General features: G+C 73.4%; 15 protein-coding genes. 4 read left to right on the top strand and 11 right to left on the bottom strand.

Going from position 1 to position 15,902, the window contains the following annotated elements; all coding sequences use genetic code 11:
* The 6 genes from NHG27_RS18560 to NHG27_RS18535 form a co-directional block, all read right to left on the bottom strand.
* The coding region (locus NHG27_RS18560) for a HAMP domain-containing protein (protein ID WP_497017303.1) at nt 1-584 on the bottom strand (584 nt) is incomplete at its 3' end.
* Nucleotides 585-634: 50 nt separating this feature from the next.
* Complete coding sequence (locus NHG27_RS18555) at nt 635-1,045, bottom strand: chemotaxis protein CheW (RefSeq protein ID WP_497017302.1); 411 nt, start codon at nt 1,043-1,045, stop codon at nt 635-637.
* On the bottom strand, nt 1,042-3,363 hold the full coding sequence (locus NHG27_RS18550) for a chemotaxis protein CheA (RefSeq protein ID WP_497017304.1): 2,322 nt from the start codon (nt 3,361-3,363) through the stop codon (nt 1,042-1,044). Before NHG27_RS18550 ends, NHG27_RS18555 begins: the two co-directional genes overlap by 4 nt.
* Nucleotides 3,364-3,577: 214 nt before the next feature.
* The gene (locus NHG27_RS18545; RefSeq protein ID WP_497017301.1) at nt 3,578-3,850 is read right to left on the bottom strand and encodes a DUF7455 domain-containing protein; all 273 of its coding nucleotides are present in this window, start codon (nt 3,848-3,850) and stop codon (nt 3,578-3,580) included.
* Complete coding sequence (locus NHG27_RS18540) at nt 3,847-4,068, bottom strand: hypothetical protein (RefSeq protein ID WP_497017300.1); 222 nt, start codon at nt 4,066-4,068, stop codon at nt 3,847-3,849. The genes NHG27_RS18545 and NHG27_RS18540 overlap by 4 nt, the downstream gene beginning before the upstream one ends.
* Before the next feature lie 94 nt (nt 4,069-4,162).
* A complete protein-coding gene (locus NHG27_RS18535) occupies nt 4,163-5,434 on the bottom strand; it encodes a hypothetical protein (RefSeq protein WP_497017299.1) in 1,272 nt (423 codons plus the stop codon).
* 164 nt (nt 5,435-5,598) lie between these two features.
* On the opposite strand from NHG27_RS18535, the gene NHG27_RS18530 reads away from it, so the two are divergent.
* On the top strand, nt 5,599-6,729 hold the full coding sequence (locus tag NHG27_RS18530) for a hypothetical protein (protein ID WP_497017298.1): 1,131 nt from the start codon (nt 5,599-5,601) through the stop codon (nt 6,727-6,729).
* 105 nt (nt 6,730-6,834) lie between these two features.
* On the opposite strand, the gene NHG27_RS18525 is transcribed toward NHG27_RS18530, so the two are convergent.
* On the bottom strand, nt 6,835-8,328 hold the full coding sequence (locus NHG27_RS18525; protein ID WP_193718172.1) for an XRE family transcriptional regulator: 1,494 nt from the start codon (nt 8,326-8,328) through the stop codon (nt 6,835-6,837).
* Nucleotides 8,329-8,466: 138 nt separating this feature from the next.
* On the opposite strand from NHG27_RS18525, the gene NHG27_RS18520 reads away from it, so the two are divergent.
* Complete coding sequence (locus NHG27_RS18520; RefSeq protein WP_497017297.1) at nt 8,467-10,422, top strand: phosphoenolpyruvate carboxykinase (GTP); 1,956 nt, start codon at nt 8,467-8,469, stop codon at nt 10,420-10,422.
* 114 nt (nt 10,423-10,536) lie between these two features.
* Here NHG27_RS18520 and trpS read toward each other — a convergent pair whose 3' ends face one another.
* The 4 genes from trpS to NHG27_RS18500 all read right to left on the bottom strand — a co-directional run bounded on the left by trpS (nt 10,537) and on the right by NHG27_RS18500 (nt 13,921).
* Nucleotides 10,537-11,679: a tryptophan--tRNA ligase gene (gene trpS, locus NHG27_RS18515; RefSeq protein ID WP_497017296.1), complete on the bottom strand. Its 1,143-nt coding sequence runs from the start codon at nt 11,677-11,679 to the stop codon at nt 10,537-10,539.
* Nucleotides 11,680-12,181: 502 nt separating this feature from the next.
* The gene (locus NHG27_RS18510) at nt 12,182-12,679 is read right to left on the bottom strand and encodes a DUF1269 domain-containing protein (RefSeq protein WP_193718169.1); all 498 of its coding nucleotides are present in this window, start codon (nt 12,677-12,679) and stop codon (nt 12,182-12,184) included.
* 136 nt (nt 12,680-12,815) lie between these two features.
* Entirely contained in the window at nt 12,816-13,592 is a 777-nt protein-coding gene (locus NHG27_RS18505; RefSeq protein WP_497017295.1) for a cation efflux transmembrane domain-containing protein, read from the bottom strand.
* A complete protein-coding gene (locus NHG27_RS18500; RefSeq protein WP_497017294.1) occupies nt 13,589-13,921 on the bottom strand; it encodes an ArsR/SmtB family transcription factor in 333 nt (110 codons plus the stop codon). The genes NHG27_RS18505 and NHG27_RS18500 overlap by 4 nt, the downstream gene beginning before the upstream one ends.
* Nucleotides 13,922-14,094: 173 nt before the next feature.
* Here NHG27_RS18500 and NHG27_RS18495 point away from each other — a divergent pair, with 173 nt between their 5' ends.
* Both NHG27_RS18495 and NHG27_RS18490 read left to right on the top strand, forming a co-directional pair.
* Nucleotides 14,095-14,670: a tRNA (cytidine(34)-2'-O)-methyltransferase gene (locus tag NHG27_RS18495; protein WP_497017293.1), complete on the top strand. Its 576-nt coding sequence runs from the start codon at nt 14,095-14,097 to the stop codon at nt 14,668-14,670.
* A gap of 183 nt (nt 14,671-14,853) precedes the next feature.
* Nucleotides 14,854-15,840 carry an aldo/keto reductase gene (locus NHG27_RS18490; RefSeq protein ID WP_497017292.1) on the top strand — a complete coding sequence of 329 codons (987 nt, stop codon included), beginning with the start codon at nt 14,854-14,856 and terminating at the stop codon, nt 15,838-15,840.
* Nucleotides 15,841-15,902 lie beyond the last annotated feature (62 nt).

The raw sequence follows: 15,902 nt of genomic DNA, 5'->3' as shown, positions 1-15,902 counted from the left end.
ACCGTCCGCACGTTCTGCGACACCTGCTCCGCAGCCGTCGCCACCGCACCCGACTGCACCGCCGTCTCCTCCGAGCTCGCCGAGAACTCCGACGCGGCGCCGGCCAGCCTCTCGGCGGCACCCGCGACGGCCTGGGACGCGTCCGCGACCCCGGAGATGACGCTCCGCAGGTGGGACTGCGCGGTCGCCAGGGCGTCCGCCATCTGCCCGACCTCGTCGCGGCTGTCGATGTCCGCCGCGACGGTCAGGTCTCCCTGCGCCAGGGCGACCAAGGACCGGCGCACGTTCTCGACCGACCGGCGGATGCCGCTGGCGACCGCGATCGCGACCAGGAACGCGATCACGAGGCCGACCAGGGAGAGCACCACGATGATCAGCACCGCAGCACTGGCGTCCTCCGCCGCCGCATCGGTGACCTCTGCATGCTTCGCGATCGAGAGCAGGGCGTTCACCGCGACCCCGACGCACAGGGCGAGGACCGCCGCGAGCAGCCCGAGCGCCGTCATGATCCTGGTCCGCACCGACAGGTCGGCGAAGCGGGGTCGGCGCGTCCGGGCGGTCGGGGACGTCTGGGTCGTGGGCATGAGTGCTCCTGTGCTGCGGGGTGGGACGGGCGGGGACTGCTGCGGGCGGCTCACGACGTGACCGCCTCGACGTCGAGCGCGAGGAGGAGCCGGTCGGAGAGCGTGTACGTGCCGAGGATCACGGCGCGCAGGGCCTCGGAGAGGGTCTGCGGCGGGGGCTCGAACTGGTCCTCGTCGACCACGAGGACGTCGCCGATCCGGTCGACGAGCAGGCTCACCGTCTCGTCACCGACGAAGACGACGACCATCATCTGCTCGCCGTCGTGCGCGGGCATGCCGAGCCGACGGCGCAGGTCGACCGTGAGCACGACCTCGCCCCGGAGGTTCACGAGGCCGGCGACGTCGTCGGGCGCGAGCGGTACGCGGGTGCGGGGGCGCCCCGGGAGGACCTCCTGGACGAGGTCGACGGGGATGCCGCAGAGCCGGTCGCCCAGGACGAAGGTCACGAGCCGGGCGCTCATCGCACACCTGCCAGGAGGTCGTCGCCGACGGCGGGCCGCGCCCCGTCGCCGTGGTCGGGGGGCGAGCCGCCCCCGTCGTCGTCGTCGAAGAACCCGGCGTCGGCGGCCCGGACGGCCCGGCCGACGTCCAGCAGCTCGGTGACACGCTGGTCGAGCACCGTCGAGCCGACGAGGCCCTGGTCACCGATGTCGCTGTGGAGCCGGGCGTCGTCCTCGACGATGTCGAGGATCTCGGACACGGCCATCGCGATGCTGCGGCCGCCGCGGGTGTACACGACGACGTCGAGCTCGTCACCGGTCGGACCGCCCGCGGCGCCCAGCACGCGGTCGAGCCGGACGAGCGGCACGAGCGCTCCGCGGTACTGCAGCACCTCGCGGGAACCGACCTGCTCGATCCTGTCGGCACGGATCCGCTCGAGCCGGGTCACCGCGGACAGGGGGACCGCGACCCGACGCTCGCCCGCTGCGACCACGAGCACCTGCTGGGTGGACCGGGTGTGCTGCGCCGAGGTCTGCCTGCGCACCCGGGCGAGGTCGCCCGCCTCACCGCTGAGCACGCGCCGCGCGATCGCGGGGAGGTCGAGGATGAGAGCGACGCCACCGTCCCCGAGCACCGTGGCCCCCGAGTACATGCCGATCTGCTTGAGCCGGTTCGCGAGCCCCTTGACGACGATCTCCTCCATGTTGAGGACGCGGTCGACGATCACGCCGAACCGCCGGTCGTCCGCCTCGACGACCGCGATGACGCGGCCGGCGGGCTCGGTGTCGAGCTCCAGGACCTCGGCGAGCGAGACGAGCGGGAGCAGCGTGCCGCGCAGGCGGAAGACGGGCGCGGTGCCGACGTGCTCGATCCGCGCGTGCTGTCCGCCGAGCGCGACGAGCTCCAGCAGGCTGACCTGCGGGATCGCGTAGACCGAGCCGCTGCACGTGACGGTGAGCGCTGGCATGATCGCGAGCGTGAGCGGGATGCGCATCCGCCAGGTGGTCCCCCTGCCCACGGTCGACTCGACGTCGACCGACCCGCCGATCGCCTCGATGTTCGTGCGGACCACGTCCATCCCGACGCCGCGCCCCGACACGTTGGTCACGGCGGCCGCGGTCGAGAAGCCGGGCAGGAACAGCAGGTCCATGAGCTCGGACGGGGCCATCCCCGCGACGTCGGCCGTGGTGCGCAGGCCCTTGGAGACGGCCGAGCGTCCCACCTTCCCGGGGTCGATGCCCGCGCCGTCGTCGGTGATCTCGACGACGACCTGACCGTTCGAGTGGTAGGCGCGCAGCGACACGAGCCCCTGGGGGTCCTTGCCCTCGGCACGTCGGTGCTCCGGTGCCTCGATCCCGTGGTCGACGGCGTTGCGCACCAGGTGCGTGAGGGGGTCCTTGACCGCCTCGAGCAGCGAGCGGTCGAGCTCGGTGTCGCCTCCGGTCATCTCGAGCCGGACCTCGCGCCCCAGCAGCTTCGCCAGGTCGCGCACGATGCGCGGCATCTTGGACCACACGTGCTCGATCGGCTGCATGCGCGTCCTCATGACGCCCTCCTGCAGCTCGGAGGCGATGAGGCTCAGCCGCTGTGCGGAGCGCTTCGTCTCGGGGTCCTCGACGCCCCCGGCGATCCGGTCGAACTGGTTGCGCACGAGCACGAGCTCGCCGACCTGGCGCACCAGGGAGTCGAGCAGGTCGACGTCGACGCGGATCGAACCGTCCGCGGCGTTGCGACCCGTGGGCTCGTGCTCCTCGGGCTTCACCGCGGGGTGGGCGACCGGCGTCGTGGGCTCGGCCGGGCCGGCGGCCGGCTCCGCCGGTGCGTCGGTTGCGTCGGGTGCGTCGGGTGCGTCGGGGGCTGCGGGCACCTCGGGGTCCGGTGCCTGCGGGTGGACGTCCGCGTCCGCGGACCCCGGCCCGTCGGACACCTCGTGCCCCTGTCCGTCGGTGGGCTCGGTGCTCCCGGCGTCGTCCTGCAGCGCGGCGATCCGCGCGATCATCGGGTCGACGTCGTGATCGTCCCCGGCGCCTGCCTCGACCCGGGCGAGGATGGCGCGCAGCGTGTCGACGAGCGCGAGGAGGACGTCGGCCACGTGCGGGTCCATGAGACGTTCACCGTCGCGCAGCTCCGACAGGAGCGACTCACCGACGTGCGACACCCGTTCCAGGTTGCCGAACCCGAGGAACCCGCTCGTCCCCTTGATCGTGTGCACGGTCCGGAAGATGCTGCTCAGCAGCATGCGTGACGACGGGTCGCTCTCGAGCGCCACGAGGTCCTGGTCCAGCTGATCGAGGTTCTCGTACGACTCGATCAAGAACTCGTGGACGATCTCGTCCATGTCGTCCACGCCCGCACCTCCGCGCCATCGCTGGCATCGTCGTCTCGTCGCCGGTCCGGCAACCTGTCGCCGGACACCGCTCGGGGCCCCCGGACCGGCCTCGTGAGGGCCGTCGTACGAACTGTCGGCAGGCACGTGCCGCCGGTGAAGGTGAAGGTGCCGTCGCGCGCCCTCCGTCGCCCTGCGACCGCGGCCACGAGAGCCGTGCGGTCGGTCATGCTGCGCCGTCGAGCGCTCGTGCGAGGGCGAGCGCCAGGGCGATGTCCTCGTCGAGCGTCCGGCGTTCGTCCCGCACGGCGAAGCCCCGAGCGGCGATGCCACCCTCGTGGCGGCGGTAGTGGGGGTCGCAGAACAGGAGCGGCCCCTCGTCCGCGACGGACACGCGGACCCGGGCCGTGGCGCCGCACACGTCGCACTGGTCGCAGGAGTCGAGCGCGCCGTGGGGGTCGACGTCCACGGGCTCCCACGGTCGCCGCAGCTGGCTCATGCCCCGGTGGCCTTCTGGGCCGCACGGTTCACGAGGCCCGCGGCCTCGGCACGGGTCAGGCCTTGGAGGACCAGCTCGTCGACGAGCGAGGCGATCTGCTCGTGGACGTCTCCCGGGTAGAGCGGCGCGCCCGCGCGACGACGGGCGAGCTCGCGGTTCAGGGGGGCGCAGCGCTCCGCGATCGTCTGGGTTCTCGGGCGTGCAGGGGTGGCGGTCATGGGGGGTTCCTCTCGGTGCCTTGTGGGGCGAGGGCGTCGTCGGGGGCTGGGTGTGCGGCGTCGCCGGCCGTCGTGCGGCCGGGGCGCGGGAGCGCTAGCCCGCCTCGGCGACCCGCACGACCTGGCGGGCCGCGGAGACGATGTCCGCCAGGGTGGAGCGCACCTCGACGTCCGTCGAGCCGAGGGGCGCGCCCGGCAGCGCGGCCGCGGCCGCGAGGGCGTCCAGGTACCGGTCGGTGTCGCGCGTGGACTCGCCGGTCCCCCGGTCCGGGTCCCACGCGGAGCGCGCCTCATGCTCGTGCTCGACGAACACCGCGGTGAGCTCGGTGACCCAGGTCGCGTCGACGCCGCACGTGGCGACGGCCTGCTTGACCGCGACGCGCGTGCGGGACAGCGCCGGTCGGCCGGGGCGGGCCCGGTCGGCCAGGACGTCACGGACGAGGAGGTGCGCGATCTTGCGTCCGTACTCGTGCGTGGCGACGGTCTCGACGTGCTCGTCCTCGTACGTCGCCCACAACTCACCGAGGGTCGCGACACGCGGGTCCAGCGGGCTGTCCGTGAGGGCCAGGACCGAGCGCAGCGCGAGGCTCTCGTCCTCCTCGACCCAGGCGAGCATGCGGGCGCGGACGTCCGGGTCCAGGGGACGCTCGAGCGTGGGGAGCGCGAACGCGTCGCGGATCGCGGCGGCGTCGACGTGGGTGCGCAGGACGCCACGCTGGCGGGTGGCGGCGCTCTCGTGCGCGGCGCAGAGACGGTCTAGCTCCTCGTCGCGCCCCGCGTCGAGCACCTGGCCGGCCAGGTCGGGGACGACCGGGAGCTCGTGCACGAGCCCGGCGAGTCGCCCCTCGCTGTCGATCGTGCCTTCGAGGAAGTCGGTCGAGACGATCTGGCCGATCTTGCGTGCGGCCCGGACGCTGCGCAGCAGGGTCCGGTGCATGAGCGTGTAGTCGCCGAGCGCCTGGCGGATGGATCCGGCCGCGCTCGCACCCCCGGCGAAGACCTCGAGGTCGAAGAACTTCGTGCCGTTGCGCCCGGTGGAGTCGCCCTCGGCTCCGTCGACGCTCGGCAGGTCGAGGATCTTGCGGGTGTAGAAGTCCACGGCCGCGTCGACCATGTCGTCGTGGAGGAAGCGGGCGATGCTGTGGCGGTAGCAGTAGCGCATGGTCTCCGAGGGGACGATCCCCGTGCGGAAGACCGCCTCGAAGACGATCATGCGCGCCTCGCGCTCGGCGAGGTCGCCGGAGCGCACCCGACGGGCGACCTCGGTCGTGGTGCGGTCCAGCTCGTCGCTCGCGCGGTCGTGGACGTTCGGACGGACGGCGGCGGCGTCGGCGTCGGCGTCGGCGGTGACGGTGATGGTCTGCATGGCAGGTGTGTGTGCGGCGCGATCGCGGAAATCGGGCCTCGCACCCCCTCTGGTGATGTGATCTCCGTCACAGCGACCGGGCGTCCTGGGCCACCTGTCGCGCAGGCTGCCGCACGCTGCCGCGGCATAGGCGACCCGAGACCGTAGGCGAGGAGAGGACGAACGTGGAGCACAGGCGCCGAGCGCTCGACGTCGGGCCGGGGGAGCATCTCCTCCTGCCCGCATCGGCGCTCGACACGATGGGGCGGCTGCACCTGTGGCGCGCCTTCACGGGGCTGCACGACGGCGAGCTCCTGCTCTCGCCGTTGACCGCCAGCCCCCTGCCGATGCCGTGGACCGTGCCCGCGGGGCACCGCCGTTGGCCCGGCCTGCGGCCGGCGGCGCTGTGGCACCCCCTCCTGTGGCTGCCCGCACGGCTCCGGTCGCCGAGCACCCTGCACGACCCGACGACGGGCCGGACCTGGGGCGAGACCTACGACGAGTGGGCCACCCGCGTCGTGCTCGAGATGACCGAGTCCGGTCCCGTGGTCATCGACGGCGAACGGTGGGTGCTCCTGCACGACCCGCACCACGGCCGGCACGTGCGACCGCTCGGCCCCTCCGACGAGCACCTCGTCCCGCTGTACGACCCGACGACCGGCACCTGGCTCGACGTCCTGTCGACGGTGGGGCTCGACGTCGACCGCCCCGACGACCTCGCCCGCGTCGGACGATGGCTGGCCGGGGAGGACGACGAGGCCCTCGACGCCGTCGACCTGGACCGCTTCCTGCACGCCGCGGACCGCGACCCAACCTGGGCTCTCGACCGCACCCAGCGCGTCCTCGTCGAGGGCGGCGGCCGCCGCACCTACGTCGAGGACCTGCGCGACGCGTCCTGCGCCCTCGTCGCCCGCGAGCTGGACGACCGTGCGACGGACCTCGCGTCCGCCCGCCTGTCGGCCCGGGACCTCGGGCAGCGCGTCGGCGCGCTGGCCCGCGCCGCGTCCACCCTCCTGACGGCCCGCCCCGACGTGGCCGAGGACCTCGGCCTGAGCCTCGGCCTCGTGACGGCCCGGGCCGAGCGGGCGACCACGGTCGACGCCGCGTCCGCCGCGGTCGCCGACCTGCGTGCGCTGCTCGGCTCAGCGGCCGACGCCGCGGCCATCGGCCTCGACCGCATCGAGCTGCGCGTCCAGGTCGAGACGACCGAGGTGCTCGGGCAGATCGCCGACCTCGCACGAGCGGCCGACGCCGCCGAGGCCGCGCGCGACACCGCGGTCGGCACCGTCGGCGCGGTCGCCGACGCCATGGCCTGAGCCGCCCGGCCTCCGCCCGGCCAGCACGGGCCCCGGTGCCCCGGGCCCCGAGCCCCGTACCCCGGGTCCCCTGGGGACGCGCCTGCCCCGGCGGCAGACGCCGGGTCAGTCGTCGCGCGGAGCGTGCTTCTCGAGGAACGCGTAGACCTCCGAGGCGTCGACGCCGGGGAACGCCCCGGACGGCAGCGCGGACAGCACGTACTGGTGCATGCGAGCGCTGGGCCACGCGACCTCCTCCCAGTGCCGCGCGAGCTGGGCTGCCGGTCGCCGGCAGCAGGCCTCGTCGGGGCACGTCGAGGCCCGCCGCGCGGTCGTCTCGCGCCCCCGGAACCACTTGGCCGAGGAGAACGGGACGCCGACCGTGATCGAGAACTCGCCCGTCGTCGTCGTGCCCGTCTGGGTGCTGCACCAGAACGTGCCCGCGGGGGTGTCCGTGTACTGGTAGGACTCGGTCGCGCGGTCGCGGCGCGCGAACGCCTCGCGCGCGGCCCACCGGCGGCACACGAGCTGCCCCTCGATCGCCCCCGTCACGTCGGCGGGGAACGGCAGCCCGTCGTTGGCGTACCCGCGGTACAGCGCGCCGTCGTCGCCCACGCGCATGAAGTGCACCGGGATGCCCAGTCGCGACGTGGCGAGGTTCGTGAACCGTTGGGACGCGGCCTCGTGCGAGACGCCGAACGCGTCGCGGAAGTCCTCGACCGCGAGGTCCTTCTCCTTCTTGCGCTGCTCGAGGAACTCGACGGCAGCGGACTGCGGCATGAGGCAGCACGCCGCGAAGTACGTGATCTCGACACGTTGGCGCAGGAAGTTCGCGTACGACGTCGGGCGCTGGTGGCCCAGCACGCGGTGCGCGATCGCCTGGAGCCCGAGCGAGCGCAGGCCGTGGCTGCCCGGGATCGAGGCAGGCGGGAGGTAGATGCGGCCGTTGCGCAGGTCCGTGACCGTCCGGGTCGAGTGGGGGAGGTCGTCCACGTGGAGGAGCGTGAAGCCGAGCTGCTCGGCCATGCGCGCGACGGTGCGGTGTGTCAGGGCGCCCGAGGTGTAGCCCGCGCGGCGCGTCATCTCCTCGGCCAGCTCCTCGAGCTCGGGGATGTAGTTGTTGCGCGACTGCCGCTCGAGGCGCAGCTCGGTGTTGGCGCGCCGCGCCTCCTCGGGCGTCGCGATGGCCTCGGACGCACGTCGTGCGAGCTCGCCGTGCAGGCCGACCAGGTTCTCGAGCACGGGCATGGGCAGCTTCTGCGAGGCCTTGACCGTGGGCAGGCCGAGGGTCGCGAACAGGGGGCCGCGCTGGGCGCGGTCCAGCTCGATCTCGAGCGCGGCGCGGCGCGACGGCGGCTCGTCCGCGAGCAGGTCCGTCACCGGGACGTCGAGCGCGCCCGCGAGCGCCTGGAGCAGGGAGAGCCGGGGTTCGCGCTTGCCGTTCTCGATGAGCGACAGCAGGCTCGCGGTCGTGCCCACCTGTGCGCCGAGCGCGTCGAGCGTGAGCCCGCGTCCGGTCCGGAAGTACCGGATCCGGCGACCGAGCGTGATGAGGTCGGTGCTCGCCGGGGTGGGGACCTCAGGGGTCGTGGGGATCTTGCGGTCTTCGTCGACTGCCATTCCTTGACCCTATGTCAAGATCAGCAATTCTTGACAGGGATCTGGGTAGAAAACCGTGGAGTTCCGGGTCGAAGGTGGAAACAGCACCACGACGCCCACCGGGCGGAACCGACACCCGCCCAGGACCGGAGACCCACCATGACCGCCACCACGACCGCCCGCCACGACCGCCCGACCGACACCACGCCCCGTGCGCGCACGAGCGCCGCACGGACCACGGCCGGCACCCCGTCGGGCAGCACGGTCGCCGTCGACGGCGCCCGGTCGCGCGACCCGCGCGCCTGGGTCCGGGAGATCGCCGACCTCACAGAGCCCGACGCCGTGGTGTGGTGCGACGGGTCCGCGGCCGAGAAGCAGCGGCTGATCGACCTCATGGTCGACGCGGGCACGCTCCTGCCGCTCGACCCCGAGCTGCGCCCCGGCAGCTACCTCGCCCGGTCGAACCCGAGCGACGTGGCCCGTGTCGAGTCGCGCACGTTCATCTGCTCGCGCGACGAGGCCGACGCGGGCCCCACCAACAACTGGCGCGAACCGGAGGCCATGCGCACCGAGCTGCGCGGGGTGTTCGACGGGTCGATGCGCGGTCGCACCATGTACGTCGTACCGTTCTCGATGGGCCCCGTCGGCGGGCCCCTGTCGCAGGTCGGCATCCAGGTCACCGACTCGCCCTACGTCGTCGTGAGCATGGGGGTCATGACGCGCGTCGGCAGCGACGTGCTCGCGCTGATCGACGCGGGGGCCGCGTTCGTCCCCGCGGTGCACACCGTGGGCATGCCCCTCGTGGTCGACCACCCCGACGGTTCGGTCGACCTCCACGAGGACGTCGCCTGGCCCTGCAACGACACCAAGTACATCGCGCACTTCCCCGAGACCCGCGAGATCTGGTCGTTCGGGTCCGGGTACGGGGGCAACGCCCTGCTGGGCAAGAAGTGCTTCGCGCTGCGCATCGCCTCGGCCATGGCCCGCGACGAGGGCTGGCTGGCCGAGCACATGCTGCTCGTCCGGGCCACCTCGCCCGAGGGGCGCGCCTACCACCTGGCCGCGGCCTTCCCCTCGGCGTGCGGCAAGACGAACCTCGCGATGCTCCAGCCGACGGTCCCCGGGTGGAAGGTCGAGACCATCGGCGACGACATCGCGTGGCTGCGCCCCGGACCCGACGGGACGCTGCGCGCGATCAACCCCGAGGCCGGGTTCTTCGGCGTCGCTCCCGGCACGGGGATCGACACCAACCCCGTCGCGGTCGCGACGTTCGACCGGGACACGATCTTCACCAACGTCGCCCTGACCGACGACGGCGACGTCTGGTGGGAGGGGCTGACCCCCGAGCCGCCCGCGCACCTGACCGACTGGCGCGGCAACGACTGGACCCCGCAGGACGGCGCCGCGGGCACCACCGCCGCGCACCCCAACTCCCGGTTCACGGTCGCGGCCGCTCAGTGCCCCACGATCGCCGACTCGTGGGAGGACCCGGCGGGCGTCCCGATCGACGCGATCGTCTTCGGCGGGCGGCGCGCGACCAACGTCCCCCTCGTCGCGCAGGCGTACGGCTGGGAGCACGGCGTGTTCATGGGGGCGACCATCTCGTCCGAGCGCACGGCCGCCGCCGAGGGGGCGTTGGGCGAGCTGCGCCGAGACCCCTTCGCGATGCTCCCGTTCTGCGGGTACAACATGGCCGACCACTGGGCGCACTGGCTGAGCGTGGGTGCGGGCCTCGACCCGGAGAAGCGGCCCAAGATCTTCCAGGTCAACTGGTTCCGCAAGGACGCCGAGGGCTCGTTCCTGTGGCCCGGGTTCGGGGAGAACTCGCGCGTGGTCGAGTGGATCGCGCAGCAGGTGGACCGTTCGCGCGGCCTGCGCACTGACGCGGGCGCCGTCACGAGCCCCGTGGGGCTGCTGCCCGCGCCCGGCGCGCTGAACGTCGACGGGCTCGACCTGCCGCAACGTGACCTGGAGGCCCTGTTCGAGGTCGACGCCGACTCGTGGCTCGCCGAGACGCGGCTCACGAGCGAGTTCTTCGACACGTTCGGCAACCGCGTCCCGGACCAGCTGTGGGCACAGCTCGCACGGCTGCGGTCGCGCCTCGGGGCCGAGTGAGCCGTCGCCCTCCTCGCCGAGGGTGACCACGGGGCGCCGTCGGTCCCGCACGCCGACGACGGCCCACCGCGCCCGGCGAGGGTGACGCGACGTCACCCTCGCCGGGCGTTCGCGTCACCCGTGGCGGTAGACCATGCCCATGAGCTCGCGCACGTCGGCGAGCGTGCGGTCCGCGATCTCGTTCGCCCGCGCGTTGCCGCGCGCGAGGATCTCGAGCACGTCCGGTCCGTCGTCGGCGGCGAGCGCCGCGCGTCGGGCCCGGACGGGGCGCAGGTGCTCGACGAGCGCCTCGGTCACGAGCGCCTTGAGCCGCCCGGCCCCCGCGCCGCCCACCTCGTCCGCGACCTGCTCGGGCGTGCTCCCTGTGCACAGCGACGCGATCGTCAGGAGGTTCGCGACCTCGGGGCGGGTCTCGGGCTCGTAGGTGATGGCCCGCTGGGCGTCGGTCCTGGCCCTCTTGACCCACCGGGCCGTCTCGTCGTCGCTCGCTCCGAGCGGCAGGGTGTTCCCACGGCTCTTGCTCATCTTGGTCCCGTCCGTCCCCAGGATCGTGGGCGAGGGTGCGAGCAGCGCGTCGGGCTCGGGGAAGTAGGGGTCCGCGGCGGAGTACCGCTGGTTGAAGCGCCGCGCGACGGTGCGCGTCATCTCGAGGTGCGGCAGCTGGTCCTGCCCGACGGGCACGAGGTTTCCGTGGCAGAACAGGATGTCGGCGGCCTGGTGCACGGGGTAGGTCAGCATGAGCCCGCTCATCGCCCGGCCGCCGGTGGCCGCGGTCTCGGCCTTGACGGTCGGGTTGCGGTCGAGCTCGGCGACGCTCACGAGGCTCAGGAACGGCAGCAGGAGCTGGTTGAGCGCGGGGACTGCGCTGTGCGTGAAGACCGTGGTCCGGTCGGCGTCGATCCCCGCGGCCAGGTAGTCGAGCAGGATCTCGCGCACGGTCGCGGGCAGGTCTCCGGCCTCGTCGCGGTCGGTGATGACCTGGTAGTCGGCCAGGACCAGGAAGATCTCGACGCCCGCCTGCTGGAGGCGCACACGGTTGGCGACGGTCCCGAAGTAGTGCCCGATGTGCAGCGCTCCCGTCGGGCGCTCGCCCGTCAGGACGCGGAAGCCGGCGGGGTCCGTGGCGATCCGGGCCTCGACCGCGAGGCTGCGGGCCCGGGCCGCGTCGAGGGTCCCGACGGCGGAGCCCGCCTCGGGCGGGCGGGTCACCTGGGCGGGGGTCGTCGCTGCGACGGGGGCCGCGGTGGAGAGGGTCATGGGTGCTCCTGGGTTCAGGAGCCGCCCTCGCTCGCCGCAGGCGACGGAGGGCCGTCCCGGGCTGCACGGAGGGCAGCTCGGGGACACGACTGGTCACGGCTGCGAGGGCAGCCACCACCAGTTGCGCGTTGTCATGGGTCCAGGCTACGCCTCTCGTCGCCCCGGTCGGGCCGCCGTCGCGCTCGTCCGCGTCGCACACCACTCGTCCTGCATTGCACAATCCTGGGATCGGAGGCGTAGCGTGAGCGGAGGACGGTCGCACGCAGGACCGAGGGTTGTCCGCGTGGTCCCGTCCACCGGCGAGCGCGCGCTGCGCGCGCCGCCCCTCGGACGCGGAGCCCGGTCGGTCACCCCCCCTTGATCGACCGGGCTTCGCTCGTCCGTACCGGGCCCCAGGGCCGCGCGCCGCCGCGCGGTCCCGGTCCCCGCTCCCGGGACCCGGCACGACGACGGCCCCGGTCCGCGAAGGTCCGGGGCCGTGCGTCTCGTGCGTGAGGCGTCGTCAGACGTTCTCGTCGAAGGCCTCGCGCAGCTTGGCCTCCTCGTCGGCCGACAGGTTCGTCTGGATGAGCTCGCCGTGGATGCCCTGCGCCTGGAGCGCCTCGTGGACGCGGTCCATGACGGCCCCCGAGGTCAGGACGAACAGGGCCGACGTGCCGGGCGTGACCTTGGACCGCACCGTGTCGATGAAGTCGTCGTCGATCCCGACGTCGGTCAGCGACCCCGCGAGGGCCCCGGCGGCCGCGCCGATCGCGACACCGATGATCGGGATGAAGAAGATGAGCCCGAACAGCAGGCCCCAGAACGCCCCGCCGAGCGCCCCGATTCCGGTCGTGTTGTTGGACTGGTGCGTCTTGGGCTTCTTCTTGCCCTCCTCCCAGGACACGATCGCCGCGTCCTGCACCTGGATGAGCTCTTGCTTCTGGAGCGCCAGGAGCGCGTCCTCCGCCTGCTGCGCACCCTCGGGAGTCTCGAACTTCCATACGGTCAGCGTCGCCACCACATGCCTCGTTCCGTCGTCGTCGGTTGTCGGAGGACGCCGTCCCCGTGGGGGCGCGGGTCCACCTCGACGGTAGGTGGGGTTCTCCGGGGGCGCCAGCGGAGGCCGGGGCGGTGGGCCGGCGACCGGTCGAGAGTCAGTCGGCGCAGCAGGTGCACCCGTCGGCGTCGGGGGTCGCGCCGCGCACCTCGCCGGGAGCCTCGCCGGGCGTGCCCGACGGCGCGGACACCTCCGCGGCGTGGAGCGCCGCGACCGGCGAGCAGCACGCGTCGCCCCGCCAGGCCTCGACGCCCTCCTTGATCGCGACGGCTGCGATGACGAGGGCTGCGACCGGGTCGGCCCACGTCCAGCCCAGGGTCGAGTTGAGCAGCAGACCCAGGAGCAGCACCGCGGAGAGATACGTGCACAGGAGCGTCTGGCGCGAGTCGGCGACGGCGGACGCCGAGCCGAGCTCGCGGCCCGTGCGGCGCTCGAACCAGGACAGGAACGGCATGACCGCGAGGCTCACGGCCGCGAGCACGATCCCGACGGTCGAGTGGTCGGGCTCCGAGGCCCCGAGCAGGGTCCGGACGGCGTCGATGCTCACGAACACCGCGAGGCCGAAGAACGACACCGCGATGAGGCGCATCGCCGTCCGCTCGCGGCGGTGCGGGTCGGGGGCCGCGAACTGCCACGCGACGGCAGCCGCGGACAGGACCTCGACGATCGAGTCGAGGCCGAACCCTACGAGGGCCGTCGAGGACGCGATGCGTCCGGCCGTGATCGCGACGACCGCCTCGACCACGTTGTAGGCGATGGTCGCCGTGACGACCCACCGGACGCGTCGTTCGAGCAGGACCCGGCGGGCGGGGGCGAGGTCGGCTGGCCGGCCGTGGCCTGCGGGTCGGCGCGACCCGATCGTCACCTCGGTCATGAGCACGTGCACCCGTCGGGTGAGCAGCACGTCGGGTCGACCGCGACGACGAGGCGGAGCAGGTCGTCGAGGGCGGGCGCGAGGTGGCTGTCGGCGAGCCGGTACCAGGTCCGCCGTCCGTCGGGCACGGACTCGACGAGCCCGCAGCCGCGCAGGCATGCGAGCTGGTTGGACATGACCTGACGTGAGACCCCCAGCGCGTCCGCGAGGTCCGAGGGGTACGCAGGGGCCTCCCGGAGCGTGAGCAGGATGCGGGTGCGCGTCTCGTCGGACAGCGCGTGGCCGAGCCGTGCGAGCGCGGCCGTGTGCGTGAGGGTCACGGTCTCCATGGGTCGGACAGTACACGATTTGATGAACTCATGGGAGCGTGCACCTCGGTTCGCCGAGCGCGACGACCGGGTCGTCGATCCGCCGCGACGACGGCCCGAGCTGCACGCTCGGCGCTCGGGTCGTCCCCGTGCGCGGCGGGAGCGCCCCTGCTCCCGGTGGGAGAATCAGGACCATGCCCGACGACGCACCCTCCGCTCCCGCGCCCGCACCGTCCACCGGGGTCACCGGCACCGAGGACTGGCGACCGCACCTCGGCACCGACGCCGGGCGCCCGGCCCCGACGCTCCCCCACCTCGTGTTCTTCGAGCCCCGCATCCCCGGCAACACGGGCAACGCGATCCGGCTCGCCGCGGTGACCGGGGCGCGCCTGCACCTGGTCGAACCCCTGGGCTTCGACCTCGACGAGCCCAAGCTGCGTCGCGCCGGGCTCGACTACCACGACCTCGCCGCGATGGAGGTGCACGCCGACATCGACGCCGCGCTGTCCTCGATGCCCGAGGCCCGCGTCTTCGCCTTCACGACCAAGGCGACCACGCGGCACACCGACGTCGAGTACCGCCCGGGCGACGTGCTGCTGTTCGGCCCCGAACCGACCGGGCTGCCCGACGACGTCCTGGCCCACCCCCGCGTCACCGACCACGTGAAGATCCCCATGCTGCCGGGGCGCAGGTCGCTCAACCTCACGAACAGCGCCTCGATCGCGATCTACGAGGCATGGCGGCAGGCGGGGTTCGCGGGCGGGGTCTGACCTCGCGAGCGGGGGCCGGGGCGGAGGGCGGGAACGCCTCGACGGGTCGGCCGCCGACGATCGAGAGCTGACCGGACCGGACGTCCTGGCGCCGTGGGAGGTACCGCCAGGAACTCCCTGCCTCCTGCCGACCCCCGTACCGTCGAGGTGAAGCGATCGACGGCACGACCTGAGGAGGACCGCATGGAGAAGCGAACGCTGGGCCAGGGGCTCGAGGTGTCCGCGCTCGGGCTCGGCTGCATGGGCATGAGCCAGAGCTACGGGCCCAACCCCGGTGACCGGGACGAGATGATCGCGGTGCTGCGTGGCGCCGTCGAACGGGGCGTGACGTTCTTCGACACGGCCGAGGTGTACGGCCCGTACGTCAACGAGGAGCTCGTGGGCGAGGCGCTCGAGCCGCTGCGCGACCAGGTGGTCCTCGCGACCAAGTTCGGCTTCGACATCCGCGACGGGAGGTCGGTCGGGGTGGACAGCCGCCCCGAGCAGATCCGCCGCGTCGCCGACGCGTCGCTCCAGCGGCTGCGCACCGACCGGATCGACCTGTTCTACCAGCACCGCGTGGATCCCGCGGTGCCCATCGAGGACGTCGCGGGCACGGTCGCCGAGCTCGTGGCCGAGGGCAAGGTGTCGCACTTCGGGCTCTCGGAGGCCGGCGCCGGCACCATCCGCCGCGCCCACGCGGTGCACCCCGTGACCGCGCTGCAGAGCGAGTACTCGCTGTGGACCCGGGAGATCGAGGCAGAGATCCTGCCGACGCTCGACGAGCTGGGCATCTCGCTCGTGCCGTTCAGCCCGCTCGGCAAGGGCTTCCTCACGGGCACCGTGAACACGTCGACCGAGTTCACCCCGGGGGACGTCCGCACCCTCATCCCGCGCTTCACCGAGGAGAACCGGGCCGCGAACCAGGCGCTGGTCGACCTCGTCGAGGAGGTCGCCGCAGCCCACCGGGCGACCCCGGCCCAGGTCGCGCTGGCCTGGTTGCTGGCCCAGCGGCCGGACATCGTCCCCATCCCGGGCACGCGCCGGCTGTCGCGCATCGAGGAGAACCTGGGCGCGGTCACGCTCGACCTTCCCGCGGCCGACCTCACGGCGCTGGGCGAGGCCGCCGAGCGCCTGGGCGTCGCCGGGGCGCGCTACAACGAGGCGATGCAGGCGATGACCGGGCTGTAGCCGGCGCCGGCCGGGCTCGCACACGGCGAGTGCGGAGCTCTTGTGCGACACGCCAGGCGTGT

The organism is Oerskovia sp. 140933 (genome assembly GCF_059651515.1).
The sequence above is the reverse complement of the archived record's forward strand: the minus strand, read 5'-3'. Positions and strand labels throughout refer to the sequence as shown.